At 61.4% G+C, this 22,795-nt stretch carries 24 protein-coding genes; all 24 read left to right on the top strand.

Features of this window, described 5'->3' with window-relative positions; genetic code table 11:
* The first annotated feature begins 6 nt into the window (after nt 1-6).
* The 24 genes from cysS (at nt 7) to rplW (ending at nt 22,778) form a co-directional block, all read left to right on the top strand.
* Entirely contained in the window at nt 7-1,431 is a 1,425-nt protein-coding gene (cysS, locus tag TC41_RS14190; RefSeq protein ID WP_041695519.1) for a cysteine--tRNA ligase, read from the top strand.
* Nucleotides 1,428-1,841, top strand: coding sequence for a Mini-ribonuclease 3 (locus TC41_RS14185; RefSeq protein ID WP_014465751.1), 414 nt, complete (start codon nt 1,428-1,430; stop codon nt 1,839-1,841). The genes cysS and TC41_RS14185 overlap by 4 nt, the downstream gene beginning before the upstream one ends.
* Nucleotides 1,838-2,605, top strand: a complete 768-nt coding sequence (gene rlmB / locus TC41_RS14180; RefSeq protein WP_041695518.1) for a 23S rRNA (guanosine(2251)-2'-O)-methyltransferase RlmB — start codon at nt 1,838-1,840, stop codon at nt 2,603-2,605. Before TC41_RS14185 ends, rlmB begins: the two co-directional genes overlap by 4 nt.
* Nucleotides 2,580-3,122, top strand: coding sequence for a YacP-like NYN domain-containing protein (locus TC41_RS14175; protein ID WP_014465749.1), 543 nt, complete (start codon nt 2,580-2,582; stop codon nt 3,120-3,122). The genes rlmB and TC41_RS14175 overlap by 26 nt, the downstream gene beginning before the upstream one ends.
* 115 nt (nt 3,123-3,237) lie before the next feature.
* A complete protein-coding gene (sigH, locus tag TC41_RS14170) occupies nt 3,238-3,909 on the top strand; it encodes an RNA polymerase sporulation sigma factor SigH (RefSeq protein WP_041695517.1) in 672 nt (223 codons plus the stop codon).
* Between the two features lie 102 nt (nt 3,910-4,011).
* Nucleotides 4,012-4,161, top strand: a complete 150-nt coding sequence (gene rpmG, locus TC41_RS14165) for a 50S ribosomal protein L33 (protein ID WP_008339831.1) — start codon at nt 4,012-4,014, stop codon at nt 4,159-4,161.
* Nucleotides 4,162-4,195: 34 nt separating this feature from the next.
* Nucleotides 4,196-4,429 carry a preprotein translocase subunit SecE gene (gene secE / locus TC41_RS14160; RefSeq protein ID WP_237699965.1) on the top strand — a complete coding sequence of 78 codons (234 nt, stop codon included), beginning with the start codon at nt 4,196-4,198 and terminating at the stop codon, nt 4,427-4,429.
* Nucleotides 4,430-4,465: 36 nt separating this feature from the next.
* Complete coding sequence (gene nusG, locus TC41_RS14155) at nt 4,466-5,011, top strand: transcription termination/antitermination protein NusG (RefSeq protein ID WP_014465746.1); 546 nt, start codon at nt 4,466-4,468, stop codon at nt 5,009-5,011.
* 154 nt (nt 5,012-5,165) lie between these two features.
* Entirely contained in the window at nt 5,166-5,594 is a 429-nt protein-coding gene (gene rplK, locus TC41_RS14150; RefSeq protein ID WP_035469244.1) for a 50S ribosomal protein L11, read from the top strand.
* 59 nt (nt 5,595-5,653) lie between these two features.
* Nucleotides 5,654-6,355, top strand: coding sequence for a 50S ribosomal protein L1 (gene rplA / locus TC41_RS14145; RefSeq protein WP_014465744.1), 702 nt, complete (start codon nt 5,654-5,656; stop codon nt 6,353-6,355).
* 215 nt (nt 6,356-6,570) lie between these two features.
* Nucleotides 6,571-7,083 (top strand): 50S ribosomal protein L10, encoded by a 513-nt coding sequence (gene rplJ / locus TC41_RS14140; protein WP_008339821.1) that lies wholly within the window; start codon nt 6,571-6,573, stop codon nt 7,081-7,083.
* A gap of 72 nt (nt 7,084-7,155) precedes the next feature.
* Complete coding sequence (gene rplL, locus TC41_RS14135; RefSeq protein WP_014465742.1) at nt 7,156-7,530, top strand: 50S ribosomal protein L7/L12; 375 nt, start codon at nt 7,156-7,158, stop codon at nt 7,528-7,530.
* 60 nt (nt 7,531-7,590) lie between these two features.
* Nucleotides 7,591-8,190, top strand: a complete 600-nt coding sequence (locus TC41_RS14130; RefSeq protein WP_014465741.1) for a class I SAM-dependent methyltransferase — start codon at nt 7,591-7,593, stop codon at nt 8,188-8,190.
* Between the two features lie 394 nt (nt 8,191-8,584).
* Complete coding sequence (gene rpoB / locus TC41_RS14125) at nt 8,585-12,103, top strand: DNA-directed RNA polymerase subunit beta (protein WP_374952875.1); 3,519 nt, start codon at nt 8,585-8,587, stop codon at nt 12,101-12,103.
* A 48-nt stretch (nt 12,104-12,151) separates the two neighbouring features.
* Nucleotides 12,152-15,790 carry a DNA-directed RNA polymerase subunit beta' gene (rpoC, locus tag TC41_RS14120; protein WP_041695515.1) on the top strand — a complete coding sequence of 1,213 codons (3,639 nt, stop codon included), beginning with the start codon at nt 12,152-12,154 and terminating at the stop codon, nt 15,788-15,790.
* 124 nt (nt 15,791-15,914) lie between these two features.
* Nucleotides 15,915-16,172, top strand: coding sequence for a ribosomal L7Ae/L30e/S12e/Gadd45 family protein (locus TC41_RS14115; protein WP_041695514.1), 258 nt, complete (start codon nt 15,915-15,917; stop codon nt 16,170-16,172).
* Between the two features lie 111 nt (nt 16,173-16,283).
* On the top strand, nt 16,284-16,697 hold the full coding sequence (gene rpsL, locus TC41_RS14110) for a 30S ribosomal protein S12 (RefSeq protein ID WP_008339808.1): 414 nt from the start codon (nt 16,284-16,286) through the stop codon (nt 16,695-16,697).
* A 95-nt stretch (nt 16,698-16,792) separates the two neighbouring features.
* Nucleotides 16,793-17,263: a 30S ribosomal protein S7 gene (rpsG, locus tag TC41_RS14105; protein ID WP_041695513.1), complete on the top strand. Its 471-nt coding sequence runs from the start codon at nt 16,793-16,795 to the stop codon at nt 17,261-17,263.
* 27 nt (nt 17,264-17,290) lie between these two features.
* Nucleotides 17,291-19,366 carry an elongation factor G gene (fusA, locus tag TC41_RS14100; protein WP_014465736.1) on the top strand — a complete coding sequence of 692 codons (2,076 nt, stop codon included), beginning with the start codon at nt 17,291-17,293 and terminating at the stop codon, nt 19,364-19,366.
* Between the two features lie 13 nt (nt 19,367-19,379).
* A complete protein-coding gene (gene tuf / locus TC41_RS14095) occupies nt 19,380-20,567 on the top strand; it encodes an elongation factor Tu (protein ID WP_014465735.1) in 1,188 nt (395 codons plus the stop codon).
* 278 nt (nt 20,568-20,845) lie between these two features.
* On the top strand, nt 20,846-21,154 hold the full coding sequence (rpsJ, locus tag TC41_RS14090; protein WP_008339792.1) for a 30S ribosomal protein S10: 309 nt from the start codon (nt 20,846-20,848) through the stop codon (nt 21,152-21,154).
* A 54-nt stretch (nt 21,155-21,208) separates the two neighbouring features.
* On the top strand, nt 21,209-21,844 hold the full coding sequence (rplC, locus tag TC41_RS14085) for a 50S ribosomal protein L3 (protein WP_081462294.1): 636 nt from the start codon (nt 21,209-21,211) through the stop codon (nt 21,842-21,844).
* A 26-nt stretch (nt 21,845-21,870) separates the two neighbouring features.
* Nucleotides 21,871-22,491: a 50S ribosomal protein L4 gene (gene rplD / locus TC41_RS14080; protein ID WP_008339787.1), complete on the top strand. Its 621-nt coding sequence runs from the start codon at nt 21,871-21,873 to the stop codon at nt 22,489-22,491.
* Nucleotides 22,491-22,778 (top strand): 50S ribosomal protein L23, encoded by a 288-nt coding sequence (rplW, locus tag TC41_RS14075; protein ID WP_012811930.1) that lies wholly within the window; start codon nt 22,491-22,493, stop codon nt 22,776-22,778. Before rplD ends, rplW begins: the two co-directional genes overlap by 1 nt.
* Nucleotides 22,779-22,795 lie beyond the last annotated feature (17 nt).

The raw sequence follows: 22,795 nt of genomic DNA, 5'->3' as shown, positions 1-22,795 counted from the left end.
GATCGCGTGGCGATTGTCCTGTACAACAGCCTGACGGGCAAGAAGGAGCCGCTTCAGACGCTCGAACCCGGCAAGGTGCGGTTTTACGCGTGTGGTCCGACGGTCTATCACTTCTTCCACCTCGGGAACGCGCGCATGTTCGTGGTCTTCGACACCATCCGCCGCTACCTGGAGTACCGAGGGTACGAAGTGCGCTTCGTGCAGAACTTCACCGATATCGACGATCGCATCATTCAGCGCGCGCAGGAGCTCGGCGTGAGTCCGCGTGAGCTCGCCGAGGAAAACATTCGCTATTATTTCGAGGACGCGGGCAAGCTGTTCATCCGGCCCGCGACCGTGCACCCGCGAGTGACCGAGTGCGTCGACGAGATCATTCGCTTCATCCAGGATTTGATTGATCGCGGCCACGCCTACGAGCGAAACGGCAGCGTCTACTTTGACACGTCCTCCTTCCCGGAGTACGGCAAGCTTTCTCACCAATCGCCGGAGGACATGCGCGCGGGCTACCGCATTGAAGTGCAGGACGAAAAGGACGATCCGACGGATTTCGCGCTGTGGAAGGCGGCCAAGCCCGGCGAGGAGTGGTGGCCGAGCCCTTGGGGGCCGGGGCGCCCGGGCTGGCACATCGAGTGCTCCGTCATGAATTACCTGTATCTCGGCGAGCAGATCGATATCCATGCGGGCGGGCGCGATCTCATCTTCCCGCATCACGAGAACGAGATCGCCCAAAGCGAGGCACATTCGGGCAAGACCTTCGCCCGTTATTGGCTGCATAACGGCACGCTCAACATCAACGGCGAGAAGATGTCCAAGTCTACGGGCAACTTCATCATGGCCCGCGACCTCCTGGAACGCCGGGATCCGAGGGCCGTGCGCTTTTTCCTCCTGTCTGCGCACTATCGGAACCCGCTGAATTACACCGAGGAGGCGCTCGATCAGGCGGAGCAGGCGCTGTCGCGGATCGACCGTTTGATCCGGGACCTGGACCACCGCGCGGAGGCCCTGAAGGCGATGCAAGGGGCGCTCGATCGCGCGGACGAAGTCCCGTCCGCCCAGGCGCATGCTGACGTGGAACAGATCCGACGTGCCTTCATCGAAGCGATGGACGACGACTTCAACACGGCGGACGGGATGGCAGCCATCTTCGACGGCGTGCGCTTGGTGAACACGCGCCTCGAAGAAGGCGGCGTAAAGCTTGGCGATCTCCGCCTGTACCGGGATCTCTTCGTCGAACTGCTCGGCGTGCTCGGCATTCCGAAGAAGGAAGAGGAGCGGTTGGAGGACGAGATCGAGCGGCTCATTGCGGAGCGAGCCGAAGCCCGGAAGCGGCGCGACTTTGCCCGGGCGGACGAGATTCGCGACCATCTTCGGCACCGCGGTATCGTGCTCGAGGACACGCCGTACGGCACACGTTGGAGCTACGAATCATGAAGGTGAACTGGCGGGTGGATGAGGTCTCGCCGCTTGCGCTCGCGTTTTTGGGCGACGCGGTGTGGGAGATCTATGCGCGCAACCACTGCCTCAATCTCGGCATTCTTCGTCCGCGCGATTTGCAGCGGCAGGCCACACGTTACGTCTCCGCCGTCGCGCAGGCTGAGGCGCTTCGGCTGCTCGAGCCCGTGCTGACGGACGCCGAACGAGACGTGATTCGCCGCGGGCGGAATCAAAAGTCGTCCCATACGCGCCGGAACGTCGATGTGGTGGTCTACAGGCTCGCGACCGGTTTCGAGGCGCTGCTGGGCTACCTGTACGCCACAGGCGAGCGGGAGCGGCTCGACGAGATCGCCACCCATGCGCTCGCGGCGCTGGATGCGCAAAATGACCAAGCGAGGGAGTCTTGAACATGTCGATGAGAGACGGCGTGCGGCGCCGATCGGCAGAAGGAGCGGAGGCGGGCGATCTCGTCAAGGGCCGGCACGCGGTGCTGGCGGCGCTGGAGAACGAACGGCCCGTGAATAAGGTGTGGGTGGCGGAAGGCGCTTCAGGCATCGACGCCATTGTGGCCAAGGCGAGATCTCGCGGCATCGTGGTGCAGTTTGTGCCTCGGAGCAGGCTGGACGAAATGGCGAGCGCACACCAGGGCGTGATTGCGCAGGTGGCACCCTACGCCTATGTCGATCTCGACGACGTCATTCGGCGCGACACGGGCTTTGCCCCGCTCGTCGTGGTGCTCGACGAGATCGCGGACCCGCACAACTTTGGGGCGATTTTGCGGACGGCGGAGGCATCGGGGGCGCAGGGCGTGATTATTGGCAAGCGCCGCCAGGCGCAGGTGACCGACGCCGTCGCAAAAGCCGCAGCAGGTGCGCTCGAGACGATGCCTGTGGCGCGCGTGGCGAACGTTGCCCAGGCGCTGCAGCGGCTGAAGCAGGCAGGGTACTGGATTGTCGGCGCCGACGTCGAGGGCAAGGTGCCTTATACCGAGGTCGATTACCGGGGGCCCACGGCCGTGGTCATCGGCTCCGAGGGTCAAGGGATGCGACGATGGGTTCGCGAGCAGTGCGACTTTGTCGTGTCCATCCCGATTCTGGGCCGAGTGCAAAGTCTGAACGCCTCGGTCGCGGCGGGGGTCCTGCTGTATGAAGCGGTCCGCCAGCGGGCGTAGGGGGCGTTTCACGCGCCTCGTCATTGTGGATGGCTATAATGTCATCGCGCGGCGGGCGGGACGAAGCCTGGCGCAGATTGAGGACCTGGAGGAGGCTCGCCGCGAAATCGAGGACCTGTTGAGCCAGTACCGCGCGATGTACGGCGAGGACGTGATCGTCGTGTACGATGCGCACCGCAGGGCTGGCCTGGGCCACGAGGAGGAGCAGGCGGGCGTGCGCGTCGTCTTCACGGAATCGGGGGAGACGGCGGACGCGCGAATTGAACGGTTGGTGTACGAACTGCGGGACGAATACCGGGAAATCACGGTGGCCACGTCGGATGCGGCGGAGCAGCAGGTGGCGCTCGGCGGGGGCGCGCTGCGCATTTCTGCGAACGAGCTCTTGGTGCGGCTCGAGAAGATGAGGGAGGACATCGAGCGCGAGACGAAGCGCCATTCGGCCGGCGAGCGGCGGACGCTGCGGGATGCACTCACGGGTGATTTGGCGAATCAGCTCGAACGATGGCGACGGCGATAGGCTGAACGTGTCGAAAATGGCGTCCTGACGCCTATTTTGCTGTCTCAACGCAATTGATCCTCTCAATTGGCATCATGTATAATGGCCTCATTCACGAGGCTCGGGGTGATAGAGTTTGTCGACGCAGCCGACACCTAGAGACGCCGATGCGGCCCCGCCGTACGACACGGCGCCCTACGAGAACATGACGGACGAGGAGTTGGTTGAGGCTGTTCATCGAGGCGACACCGACGCGCTCGACTATTTGATTCACAAATACAAGAATTTCGTTCGGGCCAAGGCGCGGTCGTACTTTCTCATTGGGGCTGATCGGGAAGACATCGTGCAGGAAGGCATGATTGGACTCTATAAGTCCATCCGCGATTTTCGCGGAGACAAGCTCTCCTCCTTCAAGGCGTTTGCCGAACTGTGCATCACGCGCCAGATTATCACCGCTATCAAAACAGCCACGAGACAAAAGCATATTCCTCTCAATTCCTATGTTTCGCTGGACAAGCCCATTTACGATGAGGATTCGGATCGCACGCTGCTCGACGTCATCTGTACCGTGCGCGTCGCGGATCCGGAAGAGCTGATTATAAACCAGGAAGAGTTTGACGATATTGAGGGTAAGATGGCCGAATTGCTGAGCGATTTGGAGCGCCAAGTGTTGATGCTGTATCTCGACGGGCGTTCGTATCAGGAGATTGCCGTGGATCTCGCTCGGCATGTCAAATCCATCGACAACGCGCTTCAACGGGTCAAGCGGAAACTGGAGAAATACTTGACGGTGCGCAACGTGATATGATAATGTTGTGCAGGTATGAGCCCCGGTTCGGGGGTTCTTCTGTTTCTGCGTCCATGACCGAGACATCGGTTTCGTGGTCGGCTGACACGGGGAGGTGCCACAATGCGCGAGATCATCACCCTCGCTTGCACGGAGTGCAAACAGAGGAACTATACGACGACGAAGAACAAGAAGAATGATCCGGATCGTCTGGAACTGAAGAAGTATTGCCCCACCTGCAACTCGCACACGACGCACCGCGAGACCCGTTGAGGCGCCGTTTATGGCTCACAAAGGAGCATCGAACGTGGCGAAACCGAACGATACCCTCGTGGAACTGAATCAGCACGCGAAGCGCACGGGCATCGTCGCTTTCTTCAAGGAGTCGTTCCGGGAATTAAAGCGCGTTCGTTGGCCGAAGCGCCGTGAGGTCGTGGTGTACACGGCGGCCTGCCTTTTGGTGTGTGCCATCTTGGGTGTGCTCATCTGGGCGTTTGACATCGGCGTTTCTGCGGCGATGTCGGCCATCGGCGTAGATTAACGCGTCATGGGGGTGGCGGGCTGCTCGCCCTGCTCAATGGAGAATCTTGAAAAGCAGTGGTATGTGATTCACACATACTCCGGCTACGAGAACAAGGTCAAGAGCAATCTCGAAAGCCGCGTGCAGACCATGGGCATGGAAGACCGGATCTTCCGCGTCGTCGTGCCTACGGAAGAGGCTGTCGAGATCAAAAACGGCAAAAAGCGCGTGGTGCAACGCAAGACGTACCCAGGTTACGTCCTGGTCGAGATGATCATGACGGACGACTCCTGGTATGTCGTGCGCAACACCCCGGGCGTGACCGGCTTTGTCGGATCGCCTGGCGCCGGATCGAAGCCTGTGCCGCTCATGCCTCACGAGGTCGAACAGATCCTGCGTTCCATGGGTGTGAATGAAGCGAAGCCCGTGGCGCAGTTCAAGGTCGGAGACGTCGTGCGCTTGATCAGCGGCCCGTTCGCGGACATGGTCGGGACGGTTGAGGAGGTTCATCCGGAGCACCAGAAGCTCAAGGTTCTCGTCTCCATGTTCGGGCGCGAAACGCCGCTGGAGGCCGACTTTACCCAGGTGGAGCACTTGCCTTAAGGTGTGGTTTGCGCGGTCTGAGATGCGGCAGTGAGTTCGCCGGCCTCATGCCGGCGGCTTTCTGTAGCCTGGCCAAAGCTAGGCTTGCCATAGATGGTTCTTTGTGGGAGGGCAAACCCCGAACACCACATCTCGTGTGAAGGAGGTGGCTGTGTTGCCGAAAAAGGTCGTCAAGGTTGTGAAGCTACAAATTCCAGCCGGGAAGGCAACGCCTGCGCCGCCGGTAGGTCCTGCGCTCGGTCAAGCGCAAGTGGGCAACATCATGGGCTTCTGTAAGGAGTTCAACGCCCGCACGGCCGATCAGGTCGGTTTGATCATTCCGGTCGTCATCTACGTGTATGAGGACCGCTCGTACACGTTTGAATTGAAGACCCCGCCGGCTTCCGTGTTGCTCAAGAAGGCGGCTGGCATCGAGACGGGTTCGGCAGAGCCGAACCGCGTCAAAGTAGGCAAGGTGACGCGAGCGCAAGTTCGCGAGATTGCCGAACAGAAGATGCAAGACTTGAATGCTGCGTCGATCGAGGCCGCCATGCGGATGGTCGAAGGTACGGCCCGCAGCATGGGCATCACGGTTGTCGACTGACGGCAAGCGGGAGGCCGTGGGAGGTTTCCACAACCGATTACCACGCGGAGGTGAGTGACATGGCAAAGGTCAGCAAGCGTCTCCAGGAGCTTCATAAGCTCGTGGATCGGAATAAGTTGTACGACGTCGAAGAGGCGATGGACCTCGTGAAGAAAACCGCCACCGCCAAGTTTGACGAGACGGTGGAGGTCGCGGTCCGCCTGGGCGTGGATCCGAAAAAGCAGGACCAGCAGGTCCGCGGCGCGGTCGTGCTGCCGCACGGCACCGGCAAGACGCCTCGGGTCCTCGTCTTCGCCAAGGGCGAGAAGGCTCGGGAGGCCCAGGAGGCGGGCGCGGACTTCGTCGGTGACGAAGACCTGATTCAGAAGATCTCGCAGGGCTGGCTGGACTTTGACGTCGCTGTGGCGACGCCGGACATGATGCCTGCCGTCGGGCGTCTCGGCCGCATCCTCGGTCCCCGTGGCTTAATGCCAAACCCGAAGACCGGGACGGTGACGTTCGACGTCGCGCGCGCGGTGAATGAGATCAAGTCCGGTAAGGTTGAGTACCGCTTGGACAAAGCAGGTATCATTCACTGCCCGATTGGCAAGGCGTCGTTCGAGAAGGAGCAGCTCGTCGAGAATTTCCGAGCGCTGATGAGCGCGCTCGTCAAGGCGAAGCCGCCAGCTGCAAAAGGCACATATGTGCGGGGCGTGACGGTGTCGTCCACCATGGGGCCTGGCATCCGCGTCAACCCGCAGCGCGCGGCGGTCGGCGAGTGAGTCAGCGAGATCTGGCCAGAACCGTGTTTGTATGCTATAACATCCATAGCGAAAGGCCGTAGACAGCAGGTCTGCCCGTCCAGGGCAGTGAAAGTTGCCTGCCGAGGCGTTACCCGCACCGATGTGCAATGGGCATGTCGAATTTCGTGGGCGCCTCGCGTCGTCGAGGCGCCTTTCGCTGTGTAAAGGTCATCTTTTGCGGGGAGGTGGGCGGTTTGGCGATTCGCCGTGCCGAAAAAGAGCAGATTGTGCAGTCCGTCGCCGAGCGGATGCGCCGCAGCAAGAGTATCGTGCTCGCCGACTATCGGGGCCTCACGGTGGCGGAGGACACCGAGCTGCGCGCGCGCCTGCGCCAGGCCGGGATCGATTACTCCGTCGTCAAGAACACGCTGACGACGCGTGCGGCCCAGCAGGCCGAGATTGAGGGGTTGGAGCCGTTCCTGACGGGGCCGACGGCTATCGCCTTCAGCTACGACGATCCCGTCGCGCCGGCGAAGATCCTGCATGAGTTCTCGCGCGACCACAAGGCGCTCGAGCTGAAGGGCGGATATGTCGAGGGCAAGGTCGTCGATGCGAAAGAGATTGAAGCACTCGCGAAACTGCCGTCGCGCGAGGGGCTCTTGTCGATGTTGCTCAGCGTCCTGCAGGCGCCCATGCGCAATTTGGCGTATGTGTTGTCGCAGGTGGCCGAAAAGCAGGGCGGCGAAGCGGCTGCAGCGGCCGAGTGAACCGGATGCTCGCGCATTCGGGTGTTGCAAGTTGCGCGTTGATGCGCAAACCCATCGGATGAGGAGGGCTTTGTGATGACCACGGCTGAGATCTTGGAAGCTGTGAAAAACATGACGGTGCTCGAGTTGAACGAGCTGGTCAAGGCTATCGAGGAAGAGTTCGGCGTGACGGCGGCTGCGCCGGTTGCGTTTGCGGGCGCGGCGCCGGGCGCTGGTGAGGCGGCTCAGGCTGAGCAGACGGAGTTCGACGTGATCCTGGCGTCCGCGGGCGCTTCGAAGATCAACGTCATCAAGGTGGTGCGCGAGATCACGGGCCTCGGCCTGAAGGAAGCGAAGGATCTCGTGGACGGCGCGCCGAAGCCCATCAAGGAGAAGGTCTCGAAGGAAGAGGCCGAGAGCATCAAGGCGAAGCTCGAAGAGGCCGGCGCTTCGGTCGAAATCAAGTAAACAAGCAGAGCGTCGAGGGGTGCCCGATGGGCACCCCTTTCGCTTACCGGAGGTGGCGATGTGGAGCATTACTTTCAGGGAGATCCTTCTGCGCCGAGCGAAGAGCGCGTGGTCCGGGTTCAGGCCCGCGGCATCACGGTGGAGTTGGTGACAGATCGCGGTGTGTTCAGCAAAGCGGGCTTAGACGAAGGGACGCGCCGCCTAATTGAAGCGGTCGACCTCACCGGTGCGGCTTCTGCGCTCGATCTCGGCTGTGGCTATGGCCCGGTGACGGCCATCCTCGCCCGCGCGTATCCCGGCGTAAAGTGGTGGATGATCGACGTCAATCGCCGGGCCGTTGAGCTCGCGCGCCGCAATACAGCCGATGTGGTCCCTCCGCCCGTGGTGCTTCATCACGACGGCATCCCGCGAGAAATCGAGCTCCGGTTCGATCACGTCCTTTTGAATCCGCCGATCCGCGCGGGCAAGGCCACGGTGTTTCGCCTGTACGAGGAGGCGCGCCGAGCGCTGAAGCCAGGGGGCAAACTGTGGGTGGTGATTCAAAGGAAGCACGGGGCACCGTCGACAGAGGTGAAACTGCGGGAGTTGTTCGCGCGGGTTGACATCGCGCATCGGAAGGCGGGATACTTCGTGTTCTGCGCGGTGCGGGAGGGTTCCTGATGCAGTGCGGCGGAAACTCCTGAGATTCATCGGAGTCGCAGGCCATCTTTCGCTTGATCGCAGCCTCAGCATGTGATATCATCAACCAATGCAAACTGAGTTGTTTGGACGGATGCCTCCTCTTTGCGCATAAAATCCATCTTTTTGGGGAATAGGTGAATACGACTGGCGTGTCCATCATCGTCTAGCATGCCGAGTTGAAAGAGAAGTGCTGCACGCAAAAGTCCAGAACAGGCGGTCGCTCATTGGGCGTCGTCCTGGCGTCTTTTTGTGTGCGGCGCTTGTCTCTTTGTCTGACTTGGCTCGTCCGAGCTCAAGAAGACCTCTGATGCAAAGCCTCCTTTGCGCATCGTCCAATAAATCCGCTTGAGGGGTGACGGTTTTGCAGGGACACATGGTCAAGTACGGATGGGCGGAGCGCCGCAGCTACGCGCGCATTCGCGAGGTCCTCGATCTCCCAAACCTCATCGAGATCCAACAGAAGTCGTACGAGTGGTTCCTGCGGGAGGGCCTGCGCGAGACGTTCGCGGACATCTCTCCCATCACGGACTTCACCGGGAATCTTGTGCTTGAGTTCGTGGACTACAGCCTCGGCGAGCCCAAGTACGACGTGGAAGAATCGAAGGAGCGCGATGTGACGTATGCGGCGCCGCTTCGCGTGAAGGTTCGCCTTCTCAACAAGGAGACGGGCGAGGTCAAAGAGCAAGAGGTGTTTCTCGGCGATTTCCCGCTCATGACCGAGACGGGCACCTTCATCATCAACGGCGCGGAGCGCGTCATTGTGAGCCAGCTTGTCCGTTCCCCTAGCGTCTATTATAGCAGCAAGATCGACAAGAATGGCAAACGCGCGTTCGCTGCGACGGTCATTCCGAACCGCGGCGCGTGGCTCGAGTTTGAGACAGACGCGAAGGACGTCGTGTACGTCCGAATTGACCGCACGCGCAAGCTGCCCATCACAGTGCTGCTTCGGGCGCTGGGATTGTCGTCTGACGCCGAGATCATCGAGCTGTTGGGCGAGGACGAGTACCTGCAGAACACGCTGGACAAGGATACGACGGACTCGACGGAGCGGGCGCTCATCGAGATCTACGAGCGGCTGCGCCCCGGTGAGCCGCCTACGGTCGAGAACGCGCGTGCCCTGCTTGCATCGCGGTTCTTCGATCCCAAGCGGTACGATCTCGCCGCGGTCGGCCGGTATAAGATCAACAAAAAGCTCCACCTGAAAAATCGCCTGCTGAATCAGCGGCTGGCGGAGACGCTCGTCGACGAGGAGACGGGTGAGATCATCGCGGAAGCCGGGACAGTGCTGGATCGCCGCACGCTGGATCGGATCATCCCTCGTCTGTCTGGCAAGGTCGGGAGGTTCACCATCCGAGGCACGCGGGATTTGTTTGAACAGGACGAGATCCCGTTGCAGATGGTGAAGATTTTCAGCCCGGCAGAGGACGGAAAGATCTTGCACGTCATATCGAACGGCGAACTGCCAGCGGACGTCAAATACATCACGCCGTCGGACATCATCGCCGCCATCTCGTACTTCTTCAACCTGTTGCGCGGCGTCGGGACGACGGACGACATCGATCATCTGGGCAACCGGCGCCTGCGCTCGGTGGGCGAGCTGTTGCAAAACCAGTTCCGCATCGGGCTCTCCCGCATGGAGCGCGTGGTCCGCGAGCGCATGTCCATCCAGGACGCGAGCGCCATCACGCCGCAGGCGCTGATCAACATTCGCCCGGTGATTGCGGCCATCAAGGAGTTCTTTGGGTCCAGCCAGCTTTCGCAGTTCATGGATCAGACGAATCCGCTCGCCGAGCTTACGCACAAGCGGCGCCTCTCGGCGCTTGGCCCCGGTGGCCTCACGCGCGAGCGGGCCGGTTTCGAGGTGCGCGACGTGCACTACTCGCACTACGGCCGCATGTGCCCCATCGAGACGCCCGAAGGCCCGAACATCGGTCTCATCAACTCGCTCTCGACCTACGCTCGGGTGAACGAGTACGGCTTCATCGAGACCCCATACCGACGCGTCGATCCAGAGACGGGCGTGGTGACGGATCAGATTGACTACCTGACGGCGGATGAGGAGGAAAACTACCTCATCGCGCAGGCGAACGAGCCGCTGACCGAGGACGGCCATTTCGTGGCCGAGGAGATCACGGTGCGCTCGCGCGAAGACGTGATCACCGTGAGCCGCGATCGCATCGACTACATGGACGTCTCGCCGAAGCAGGTCGTGTCCGTGGCGACGGCGCTCATTCCGTTCCTCGAGAACGACGACGCGAACCGCGCGCTGATGGGGTCGAACATGCAGCGCCAGGCGGTGCCTTTGCTCGTGACCGATTCGCCGCTCGTGGGGACAGGGATGGAGTACCAAGCGGCGAAGGACTCTGGTGTCTGTGTGGTTTCGAAGCACAACGGCGTCGTGGAACGCGTAACGGCGCGCGAGATCTGGGTGCGCGAGGAAGCTGTCGTGGACGGGCAGGTCGTGAAAGGCAACGTCCACAAGTACAAGCTCATCAAGTTCGCGCGTTCGAACCAGAACACCTGCCTGAACCAGCGGCCCATTGTGCGCGAGGGCGATCGCGTCAAAGTCGGGGATATTCTCGCGGATGGCCCGGCGACCCAAAACGGCGAGCTGGCGCTCGGGCGGAACGTGCTCGTCGCGTTCATGACCTGGGAGGGTTACAACTACGAGGATGCGATTCTCATCTCCGAGAAGATGGTGAAGGAGGACGTCTACACGTCCATTCACATCGAGGAGTACGAGATTGAGGCGCGCGACACGAAGCTCGGGCCTGAGGAGATTACCCGCGACATTCCGAACGTCGGCGAAGACGCGCTCAAAAACCTCGACGAACGCGGGATCATCCGCATTGGGGCGGAGATCACCACGAACGACATCCTCGTCGGGAAGGTGACGCCGAAGGGCGTGACGGAGCTCACGGCGGAAGAGCGGCTGTTGCACGCGATTTTCGGCGAGAAGGCCCGCGAGGTGCGAGACACGTCTCTGCGCGTGCCGCATGGCGGTGCTGGCATTGTCGTAGACGTCAAGGTGTTCACGCGCGAGAACGGCGACGAGTTGCCCGCTGGCGTGAACCAGTTGGTGCGCGTGTACGTCGCGCAGAAGCGCAAGATCTCGGAAGGCGACAAGATGGCCGGACGCCACGGCAACAAGGGCGTGGTGGCACGCATCCTGCCGGAAGAGGATATGCCGTTTTTGGAGGATGGGACGCCGGTCGAGATCGTGCTGAATCCGCTCGGCGTGCCGTCGCGTATGAATATCGGTCAGGTGCTGGAGACGCACCTGGGCATGGCCGCGAAGGTGCTGGGGCTGAAGATGGCGACGCCCGTGTTTGACGGCGCCAAGCCGGAGGACGTGTTCGAAACGCTTCGCGAGGCGGGCTTGCCTGAGGACGGCAAGCAGGTCCTGTACGACGGCCGGACCGGCGAACCGTTCGAAAACCGCGTCACCGTGGGATACGTGTACATGATGAAGCTGCACCATCTGGTGGACGACAAGATCCACGCGCGGTCCACGGGTCCGTACTCGCTCGTCACTCAGCAGCCGCTCGGAGGCAAGGCCCAGTTCGGCGGCCAGCGGTTTGGCGAGATGGAGGTCTGGGCGCTAGAGGCGTACGGCGCGGCCTACACCTTGCAGGAGCTTCTCACCGTCAAGTCGGACGACGTGGTGGGGCGCGTGAAGACGTACGAGGCCATCGTCAAGGGCGAGAACGTGCCGGAGCCAGGTGTGCCGGAGTCGTTCAAGGTGCTCATCAAGGAGCTCCAGAGCCTGGGGATGGACGTGAAGATCTTGAGCGGCGACGAGCGCGAGATCGAGATGAAGGAGATGGACGACGACGAGGACAGCCCCGACAAGCTCAATCTGAACCTGGAGTACAACGAGGTCGGCGATTGACCCTGTGCGAGACCGATACCCAGGCACGACGATTGGAGGGTGCACAAGTTGTTTGACCTGAACAACTTTGAGTTCATGAAGATTGGGCTCGCGTCGCCGGAAAAGATCCGCTCCTGGTCCCACGGCGAGGTGAAGAAGCCGGAGACCATCAACTACCGCACGCTCCGCCCGGAGAAGGAGGGGCTGTTCTGCGAAAAGATCTTCGGCCCGACGCGGGACTGGGAGTGCCACTGCGGCAAGTACAAGCGGATCCGCTACAAGGGTGTCGTGTGTGACCGCTGCGGCGTTGAGGTCACGCGGTCCAAGGTGCGCCGCGAGCGCATGGGGCACATCGAGCTGGCGGCGCCTGTCTCGCACATCTGGTTCTTCAAGGGCATCCCGAGCCGCATGGGGCTCATCCTCGACATGTCGCCGCGGGCGCTCGAGGAAGTCATCTACTTCGCGTCGTATGTCGTGACCGATCCCGGCGACACGCCGCTCGAGAAGAAGCAGTTGCTCTCGGAGAAAGAGTATCGATCCTACCGCGAGAAGTACGGCTACGCGTTCAAGGCAGGCATGGGCGCCGAGGCGATTCGCACGCTCCTGCAGGAGATCGATCTCGACCGCGAGGTCGAGATCCTGCGCGAAGAACTGCGCACGGCCCAGGGGCAGCGGCGCAACCGCGCCATCAAGCGCCTGGAGGTCATTGAGGCGTTCCGCCAGTCCGGCAATAAGCCGAGCTGGATGATCCTCGAAGCGCTGCCGGTCATTCCACCGGACCTGCGTCCCATGGTGCAGCTGGACGGCGGCCGCTTCGCCACGTCCGACCTGAACGATCTGTACCGCCGCGTCATCAACCGCAACAACCGCCTGAAGCGACTGCTCGATCTCGGCGCGCCCGACATCATCGTGCAGAACGAGAAGCGAATGTTGCAGGAGGCCGTGGACGCGCTGATCGACAACGGCCGGCGCGGTCGCCCGGTGACGGGGCCTGGCAATCGGCCGCTCAAGAGCCTGTCGCACATGCTGAAAGGCAAGCAGGGCCGCTTCCGCCAGAACCTGCTCGGCAAGCGCGTCGACTATTCTGGTCGATCCGTCATCGTGGTGGGCCCTGAGTTGCGCATGTACCAGTGCGGCCTGCCGAAAGAGATGGCGCTTGAGTTGTTCAAGCCGTTCGTCATGAAGGAACTGGTGGCGCGCGGGCTTGCGCACAACATCAAGAGCGCGAAGCGCAAGGTCGAACGCGTGTCGGACGAAGTCTGGGATGTCGTCGAGGACGTGATCAAACAGCATCCTGTGCTGTTGAACCGCGCGCCGACGCTGCACCGCTTGGGCATTCAGGCGTTCGAGCCTGTCCTTGTCGAAGGCCGCGCCATCAAGTTGCATCCTCTGGTCTGCACGGCGTACAACGCGGACTTCGACGGCGACCAGATGGCCGTGCACGTGCCGCTTTCCGCCGAGGCTCAGGCGGAGGCGCGGTTGCTCATGCTTGCCGCCCACAACATCCTGAACCCGAAGGACGGCAAGCCGGTCGTCACGCCGACGCAGGACATGGTGTTGGGATCGTACTATTTGACCATCGAGCGCGAGGGCGCGCCCGGCGAGGGCAAAGTCTTTGCGTCCGTGTCCGAGGTGGAGTATGCGCTCCATCAGCGGCTCATCACGCTGCAGTCGCGCATCGCGCTGCCGGCCAAGGCGGTTGGCAAGACGTCGTTCACGGAAAAACAAGCGAATGCGCTTCTGATCACGACGCCGGGCAAGCTCATCTTCAACAGCATCTTCCCGGCCGACTTCCCGTATCTGAACTCTGCGGCGAAGTCCAACCTGCTCGGCGGTCCGCCGGACGAGACGTTCATCTTCGAGAAGGGCGTGGACATCCGCGAGGCGATTCTCAAGCGTCCGATCCCGAAGGCCATCATCAAGAAGGATCTGGGAAACATTCTGGCCGAATGCTTCCGCCGCTACGGCACGACGATGACGGCCGAGATCCTCGACAAGGTGAAGCAGCTCGGCTTCCATTATTCGACGCTCGCCGGGATTACCATCTCGATCAGCGACATCGTGGTGCCAGAAGAGAAGAAGCGCATCATCGCCGAGGCGGAGGCCAAAGAGCACAAGCTCAAGCTTCAATATCGGCGCGGCCTCATCACGGAAGAGGAGCAGTACGTCACCTTCAGCCAGATCTGGTCGGAGGCCAAGGAGCAGATTTCGTCCATTCTCATGGAGAGCATGGACCAATTCAACCCCATTTACATGATGGCCACCTCGGGTGCGCGCGGTTCCAACTCGCAGATCACGCAGCTCGCGGGCATGCGCGGACTCATGGCGAACCCGTCGGGCGAGATCATCCAGCTGGCCATCAAGTCCAACTTCCGTGAGGGCCTGTCCGTGTTGGAGTACTTCATCTCGACCCACGGCGCGCGCAAGGGTCTCGCTGATACGGCGCTGCGCACGGCGGACTCGGGTTATCTCACGCGGCGCCTCGTCGACGTGGCGCAGGATACCATCGTGCGCGAGCACGACTGCGGCACGGACAAGGGCCTGCGCGTGATGGAAATCCGGGACGGCAGCGAAGTCATCGAAGACCTGCGCGATCGCCTGGAAGGTCGTGTCGCGTTCCAGGATGTGTACCATCCGGAGACGGGCGAGAAGATCGTCGGTAAGAATGAAATGATTGACGAGGAGGCCGCGGACAAGATTGTCGCGGCGGGCATTAAAGAAGTTACCATCCGCTCCGTCCTGACCTGCCGCACGCGCCACGGGGTGTGCCAGCTCTGCTACGGCCGCAACTTGGCGACGGGGGACATGGTCGAGGTGGGCGAAGCGGTCGGCATCATCGCGGCGCAGTCCATCGGCGAGCCGGGTACGCAGCTCACCATGCGCACGTTCCACACGGGCGGCGTGGCGGGTGACGATATCACGCAAGGTCTGCCGCGCGTACAGGAGCTCTTCGAGGCCCGCAACCCCAAGGGCCAGGCCGTGATCGCGGAGTTCGACGGCGTGATCACCGACATCCGTGAGGGCAAGGACAAGCGCGAAATCGAGCTCACTGGCGAGAGCGAGACGAAGACGTACCAGATCCCATACGGATCGCGCATTCGGGTCAGTGTCGGCCAGCAGCTGGAGGCTGGCGAAGAGCTCACGGAGGGCTCGGTGGACCCGAAGGAAATGCTGCGCGTGAAGGGCCTGCAGGGCGTGCAGAACTATCTGCTGCGCGAGGTGCAGCGCGTCTACCGTCTGCAGGGCGTGGACATCAACGACAAGCACATCGAGGTCATGATCCGGCAGATGCTGCGCAAGGTTCGCATTCTCGACGCAGGCGATACGGACCTGTTGCCGGGGACGTACGTGGATTTGTTCGAGTACGAGGCGGCCAACCGGGAGGCGCTTCTGTCCGGCAAAGAGCCTGCCGTGGCGCGCCCGGCGTTGCTCGGCATTACCAAGGCGTCGCTTGAGACGGACTCGTTCCTCTCGGCCGCGTCCTTCCAGGAGACGACGCGCGTGCTCACCGAGGCGGCCATCAAGGGCAAGGTCGACCGCCTGCTCGGCCTGAAAGAGAATGTGATCATCGGCAAGCTGATCCCGGCGGGCACGGGCATGGTGAGATATCGCAATGTCGAGCCGGAGGTCGTCCGTCCGGGCGACGCAGAAGCGGCTGCGACGGGCGAAGAGGGCGCCGAAACCGAGGCTGTCTCGAGCGCCGAATGACGGGGTTCTAGTCGCTGGGAAATTCGGGCTGTCGACCGGCGTTTGGTTGACAGCCCGGAAATCGCGATGATAGAATTCCCTAGTGTGCGTCAGCACGATGTTTTCCATTGAGGAGGATCGTGCGGTGTCCCTTGACGACATACGTCAAGCGAAGAAGAAGACCGTCGGCACCAACCAGACGCTCAAGGCGCTGAGGCAACCGTCTGGTCGCGTGGTGTGTGTGTATGTCGCGAAGGATGCCGAGCCGAGAGTGACGGAACCTGTTGTGCAGTTGGCGTCGAAGCTCGGGGTTTCGATTGAATGGGTCGACACCATGAGGCAACTCGGGGAGGCTTGCGGCATTGAGGTCGGCGCGGCGTCCGCCTGCATCCTGGCAGAGTAGCGGGGCTTCGCTGTGGCGTGTTTTTGTTTGCGGACCGATGAACCACCAGGGTCTGTGGTCTTGCGAGAGGGTCAACCGCGAGGATTGGAACACTTGAGAGGAGGTGCACGGGTGCCGACCATTAATCAATTGGTGCGCAAAGGCCGGAAGGCCGTCGTGAAGAAGTCCAAGGCGCCTGCGCTGCAATTCGGCTACAACAGCCAGACCAAGAAGCTGACCAACCTGCCGTCTCCGCAGAAGCGCGGTGTGTGCACGCGTGTGGGCACCATGACGCCGAAGAAGCCAAACTCGGCGTTGCGGAAGTATGCGCGTGTCCGCCTGACCAACACCATTGAGGTCACGGCGTACATCCCCGGTATCGGGCACAATTTGCAGGAGCACTCCGTCGTGCTGGTCCGCGGCGGTCGTGTCAAGGACCTGCCTGGTGTGCGCTACCACATCGTCCGCGGCGCGTTGGACGCGGCTGGCGTGAAGGATCGCATGCAGGGTCGCTCCAAGTACGGGGCGAAGCGGCCGAAGAAGTAAAGGTCTCACGGCTGCTTGAGGATTCTCGAACATCGCTTCGACGTTGATGACGTGCATGGAGACGTTGATGATGTCCTTGGAAAGGAGGGGGCAGTGTGCCGAGAAAGGGGCCCGTCCCAAAGCGTGACGTGTTGCCAGATCCCGTGTACAACAACAAGTTGGTGGCTCGCCTGATTAACAAGGTGATGGTCGACGGGAAGAAGGGCATCGCTGAGCGCATTGTGTACAAGGCGTTCGATATCATTCGTGAGCGCACCGGCAAGGATCCGATGGAGGTCTTTGAGGCGGCGCTGCGAAATGTGATGCCGGTGCTGGAGGTCAAGGCTCGCCGCGTGGGCGGTTCGAACTATCAGGTGCCTGTGGAGGTTCGGCCTGAGCGCCGCGTTTCGCTGGGTCTTCGCTGGCTGGTCCAGTACGCCCGTCTGCGGAACGAGAAAGGCATGGAATATCGTTTGGCCGCAGAGCTGATGGATGCTGCGAACAACACGGGCGGCGCGGTTCGCAAGCGCGAGGACACGCACCGCATGGCGGAAGCCAACAAGGCGTTTGCGCATTATCGCTGGTAATCTGACGGTTAGAAGGGAGGCGGCGCGATGGCACGCGCATTCCCGCTCGAGAAGACGCGGAATATCGGCATTATCGCTCACATCGATGCCGGTAAAACGACCACGACCGAGCGTATCCTGTTTTACACGGGCCGCGTCCACAAGATCGGCGAAGTGCACGAAGGTGCCGCGACGATGGACTGGATGGTCCAGGAGCAGGAGCGCGGAATCACCATCACGTCCGCCGCTACGACCTGTCAATGGAAGGGGCACCGCATTAACATCATCGACACGCCAGGCCACGTGGACTTTACAGTCGAGGTGGAGCGTTCGCTGCGCGTGCTCGACGGCGCGGTAGCGGTCTTCGACGCCAAAATGGGCGTCGAGCCCCAGTCCGAGACGGTGTGGCGGCAGGCTGACAAGTACCGCGTTCCTCGTATCGCCTACGTCAACAAGATGGACATCGTGGGCGCTGACTTCCTTGGGTGCGTGGAGCAGATGAAGAAGCGCCTCGGTGCCAAGGCGGTCCCGATTCAGCTGCCCATCGGCGCGGAGGATACCTTCAAGGGGATGGTCGATCTCATCGAGATGAAGGCCATCATCTATACGGACGATCTCGGCACACGCGCCGAGAACACGGACATTCCGCCTGAGTTGCAGGCGCTTGCTGAAGAGAAGCGCGCCGAGATGATTGAGGCCGTCGCCGAAGTCAACGAGGAACTCATGATGAAGTACCTCGAGGGCGAGGAGTTGACGGTCGAAGAGATCAAGGCCGGGCTGCGCGAGGGTACGTGTAAAGGGCTTCTGTTCCCCGTCTTGTGCGGTTCGTCGTACCGCAATAAAGGCGTTCAGCCCATGTTGGATGCGGTCGTGGAGTATCTCCCGGCGCCAAACGACATCCCGGCCATCAAGGGGTTCACGCCCGACGGCCAAGAAGTGGAGCGCCACTCGTCCGACGACGAGCCGTTTGCCGCACTCGCGTTCAAGATCATGAGCGATCCGTTCGTCGGAAAGCTCGCTTTCTTCCGGGTGTACTCCGGGACGCTGCAGTCGGGTTCGTACGTCTTGAACTCGACGAAGGGCAAGCGGGAGCGCATTGGGCGTATTTTGCAGATGCACGCGAATCACCGTGAGGAGATCGAGGAGGTCTACGCGGGTGACATCGCGGCTGCCGTGGGTCTCAAGGATACGACCACCGGCGACACGCTCTGCGATGAGAAGAACGTGGTGATTCTGGAGTCGATGGACTTCCCGGATCCGGTTATCTCGGTGTCTATCGAGCCGAAGACGAAGGCTGACCAGGACAAGATGGCCATCGCGCTTCAGAAACTCGCGGAGGAAGACCCGACATTCCGGACCTACACGGACCAAGAGACGGGGCAGACCATCATCCAGGGGATGGGTGAGCTGCACCTGGAGATCATCGTCGACCGCATGCAGCGCGAATTCAAGGTCGAATGCAATGTGGGCAAGCCCCAGGTGGCATACCGCGAAACGATTACGAAGCGCGTGGATCAAGAGGGGCGCTTCGTTCGGCAGTCGGGCGGACGCGGTCAGTACGGCCACGTCAAGCTCATCCTGGAGCCGCTCGAGCGCGGGCAGGGCTTCGTGTTCGAGAACAAGATCGTCGGCGGTGTGGTGCCGAAGGAATACATCCCCGCTGTCGAAGAAGGTATCCAGGAAGCCATGCGCAACGGTGTGCTGGCGGGCTACCCGCTCGTGGATATCAAGGCCACGCTGTACGATGGTTCGTACCACGAGGTCGACTCGAGCGAGATGGCCTTCAAAATCGCTGGCTCCATGGCCCTTAAGGCTGGCGCCGAGAAGGCGGACCCCATCCTGCTTGAGCCTGTCATGCGCGTCGAGGTGACGGTGCCAGAGGAGTACATGGGCGACATCCTCGGAGACATCAACGCCCGCCGCGGCCGCGTGGAAGGCATGGAGACGCGCGGCAACGCCAGCGTCATCAAGGCATACGTGCCTCTGGCTGAGATGTTTGGTTATTCGACCTCCCTGCGATCGCGCACGCAAGGGCGCGGCACGTATTCGATGGAACTCGCCTATTACGACGAGGTTCCGCGGAACGTCGCAGAGGGGATTATTAAGAAGAACAAAGGTGAATAAGGAGTGAGCTCTGGTGGCTAAGGAAAAATTTGAGCGCACGAAACCCCACGTCAACATTGGGACCATCGGCCACGTCGACCACGGCAAGACGACATTGACCGCTGCTATCACGACGGTGTTGGCCGCGAAGGGTAAGGCGAAGGCGCAGCGCTACGAGGACATCGATAAGGCTCCCGAGGAGCGCGAGCGCGGAATCACCATTAACACGGCGCACGTCGAGTACGAGACGGACAAGCGTCACTACGCGCACGTCGACTGCCCTGGTCACGCGGACTACGTGAAGAACATGATCACGGGTGCTGCACAGATGGACGGCGCCATCCTCGTGGTCTCGGCCGCGGACGGTCCGATGCCGCAGACCCGCGAGCACATCCTCCTGTCCCGTCAGGTCGGTGTTCCGTACATCGTCGTCTTCCTGAACAAGTGCGACATGGTGGACGACGAAGAGCTGCTCGATCTCGTCGAGATGGAGGTTCGCGAGCTTCTCAACGAGTATGAGTTCCCCGGCGACGAAGTTCCGGTCATCCGCGGCTCTGCGCTGAAGGCTCTCGAGGGCGACCCGCAGTGGGTGGCGAAGATCGAAGAGCTGATGAATGCGGTGGACGAGTACATCCCGACGCCGGAGCGCGACACGTCGAAGCCGTTCCTGATGCCCATTGAGGACGTGTTCACCATTACGGGTCGCGGTACGGTGGCAACCGGGCGCGTCGAGCGCGGCACCCTGAAGGTCGGCGATGAGGTCGAGATCGTCGGCCTGCGCGAGGAGCGCCGCAAGACGGTTGCAACGGGTATCGAGATGTTCCGCAAGCTGCTCGATGAGGCGCAGGCGGGTGACAACATCGGTGCGCTGCTCCGCGGCGTGGAGCGCAAGGACGTGGAGCGCGGCCAAGTGCTGTGCAAGCCGGGCAGCATCAATCCCCACACGAAGTTCGAGGCTGAGGTGTACGTCCTGACGAAGGAGGAAGGTGGCCGTCACACTCCGTTCTTCAACGGCTACCGGCCGCAGTTCTATTTCCGCACCACGGACGTCACGGGCGTGGTTCAGCTGCCGGAAGGCACCGAGATGGTGATGCCTGGCGACAACGTCTCCATGACGGTGGAGCTGATTGCTCCCATCGCTGTCGAGGAGGGTACTCGCTTCTCGATCCGCGAAGGCGGTCGCACCGTTGGTGCTGGTGTCGTCACCAAGATCCTCCAATAACGCTCAGGTGCAGCAATTCCATCAGGGTGAGCGCGCGAGAAGGCGGTCAGTAGGCCGCCTTCTCGCTTGTGGAAGAACGCCCATGTGCGCTCGTCGGAGCCTTTCGCATGGGTCACAACTCTTGTCAGGGCACAGGGCCTCTAGTATAATATCGAGCGTTGGTCTCTGAAGGCGATGAGGCGGAAGGTTGCCCATGTGTCCAGCGCCATATGGGATACCGCTGGGGGAATTTCCGCTGAGTATGTCCAACGAATTGGGCGACAAAGGAGGGAAAACATATGGCGAAGCAAAAGATCCGGATCCGCTTGAAGGCTTATGATCACACGGTGTTGGATCAGTCGGCGGAGCGCATCGTCGAAACGGCGAAACGTTCGGGTGCGAAGGTGTCCGGGCCTGTTCCGCTTCCGACGGATCGCGAGCTGTATACGATTCTTCGCGCTCCTCACAAGTACAAGGACTCGCGAGAGCAGTTTGAGATTCGCACGCACAAGCGGTTGATCGACATTCACAATCCGACGCCGCAGACGGTGGATGCGCTCATGCGCCTCGATCTGCCTTCGGGTGTGGACATCGAGATCAAGCTTTGATCATAGGGTGAAACGCGTGGATGCGTTGTAACGTGTGACGAGGAGGTGCACGCTTTGAAAGGGATTCTCGGGCGCAAACTCGGCATGACGCAGGTCTTCACGGAGGACGGAGACGTCGTGCCGGTGACGGTGATCGAGGCGGGCCCGTGCGTCGTGCTTCAGAAGCGCGTCCTGGACAAGGACGGCTATGAGGCGATTCAGTTGGGCTTTGCGGATAAGAAAGCGAGCCGGGCGACGAAGCCGGAAGTGGGTCACGCTGCGAAGGCTGGCACAGCTCCCAAGCGGTACATCCGCGAAATCCGGGGCGTGAACGTGGAGGAGTACGAGGTCGGCCAACAGGTGAAGGCGGACATTTTCGCGCCTGGCGATATCGTCGATGTGACGGGTGTATCGAAAGGTAAAGGCTTTGCGGGGCCCATTAAGCGCCACAACCAGCATCGCGGACCGATGGCGCACGGCTCGAAGTACCATCGCGGCGTGGGTTCTCTCGGCTCCATCGCGCCGAACCGCACGTTCAAGGGTCAGACCATGGCGGGGCGTATGGGCGGCGAGCGCGTGACCGTGCAAAATCTCGAGGTTGTGAAGGTTGATGCAGAGAAGAACGTGATTCTGATCAAGGGTTCTGTTCCTGGGCCCCGGAATTCGTTCGTGACGATTCGGTCTGCTGTGAAGCAACCCGTCAAGAAGTAAAGCCTGACCGAAGGGAGGAAGACGACATGCCGACAGTGGCTGTATTGAACACGGCCGGCCAGCAGGTGGGCGAGATTGAGCTGAACGAGAAGATCTTCGGCGCGCCGATCCGGCCGGATTTGATGCATATCGTGGTCCTGCAGTATCTCGCCGCTCGGCGCCGCGGGACGCACAAGACAAAGACGCGCGCGGAAGTCTCCGGTGGCGGGCGCAAGCCTTGGCGCCAAAAGGGGACAGGCCGGGCGCGGCAGGGCAGCATTCGTGCTCCGCAGTGGCGGGGTGGCGGTGTCGTGCACGGTCCGGTGCCGCGTTCGTATGCCTTTAAGGTCCCAAAGAAGGTGCGGCGCGCTGCGCTGTATAGCGCTCTGTCTTCCAAGGTGCAAGAGGGCAAAATTGTCGTGGTGGAAGGCTTGGAGTTTGAGCGGCCGAAGACGAAGGACATGGTCGGTGTGCTGCGCAACCTGAACGTGGAGAAGGCGCTCATCGTCGACGGCGAGAAGAAGCAGCCGGTCTATCTATCGGCGCGCAACATTCCCAACGTGAAGTACATGGAGGCCGCGGGTCTCAACGTGTATGAACTCCTCCGTCACGACCATCTCGTGCTGACCAAGGACGCCGTTCAGAAGGTGGAGGAGGTGTTCGCCTGATGGATCCGCGCGATTTGATCAAGCGCCCGATTATCACGGAGCGCTCGACGGAATTGATGGAAGAAAACAAGTATGTGTTTGAGGTCGATCGCCGCGCGAACAAGGTCGAGATCCGTAAGGCGATTGAGAAGTTGTTCGACGTTCAGGTGGAATCCGTCCACACGATGAACGTGCGCGGCAAGAAGAAACGGGTCGGGAAATTCGTCGGCCGTACGCCGGACTGGAAGAAGGCTATCGTGAAGCTGAAGCCCGGCTCGAAGACGATCGACTTCTTCGGCGAGTCGTGATCGCAGTCCACTGACAA

Origin of the sequence: Alicyclobacillus acidocaldarius subsp. acidocaldarius Tc-4-1, assembly GCF_000219875.1 — a bacterium.
Lineage (GTDB): Bacteria > Bacillota > Bacilli > Alicyclobacillales > Alicyclobacillaceae > Alicyclobacillus > Alicyclobacillus acidocaldarius_A.
The sequence above is the reverse complement of the archived record's forward strand: the minus strand, read 5'-3'. Positions and strand labels throughout refer to the sequence as shown.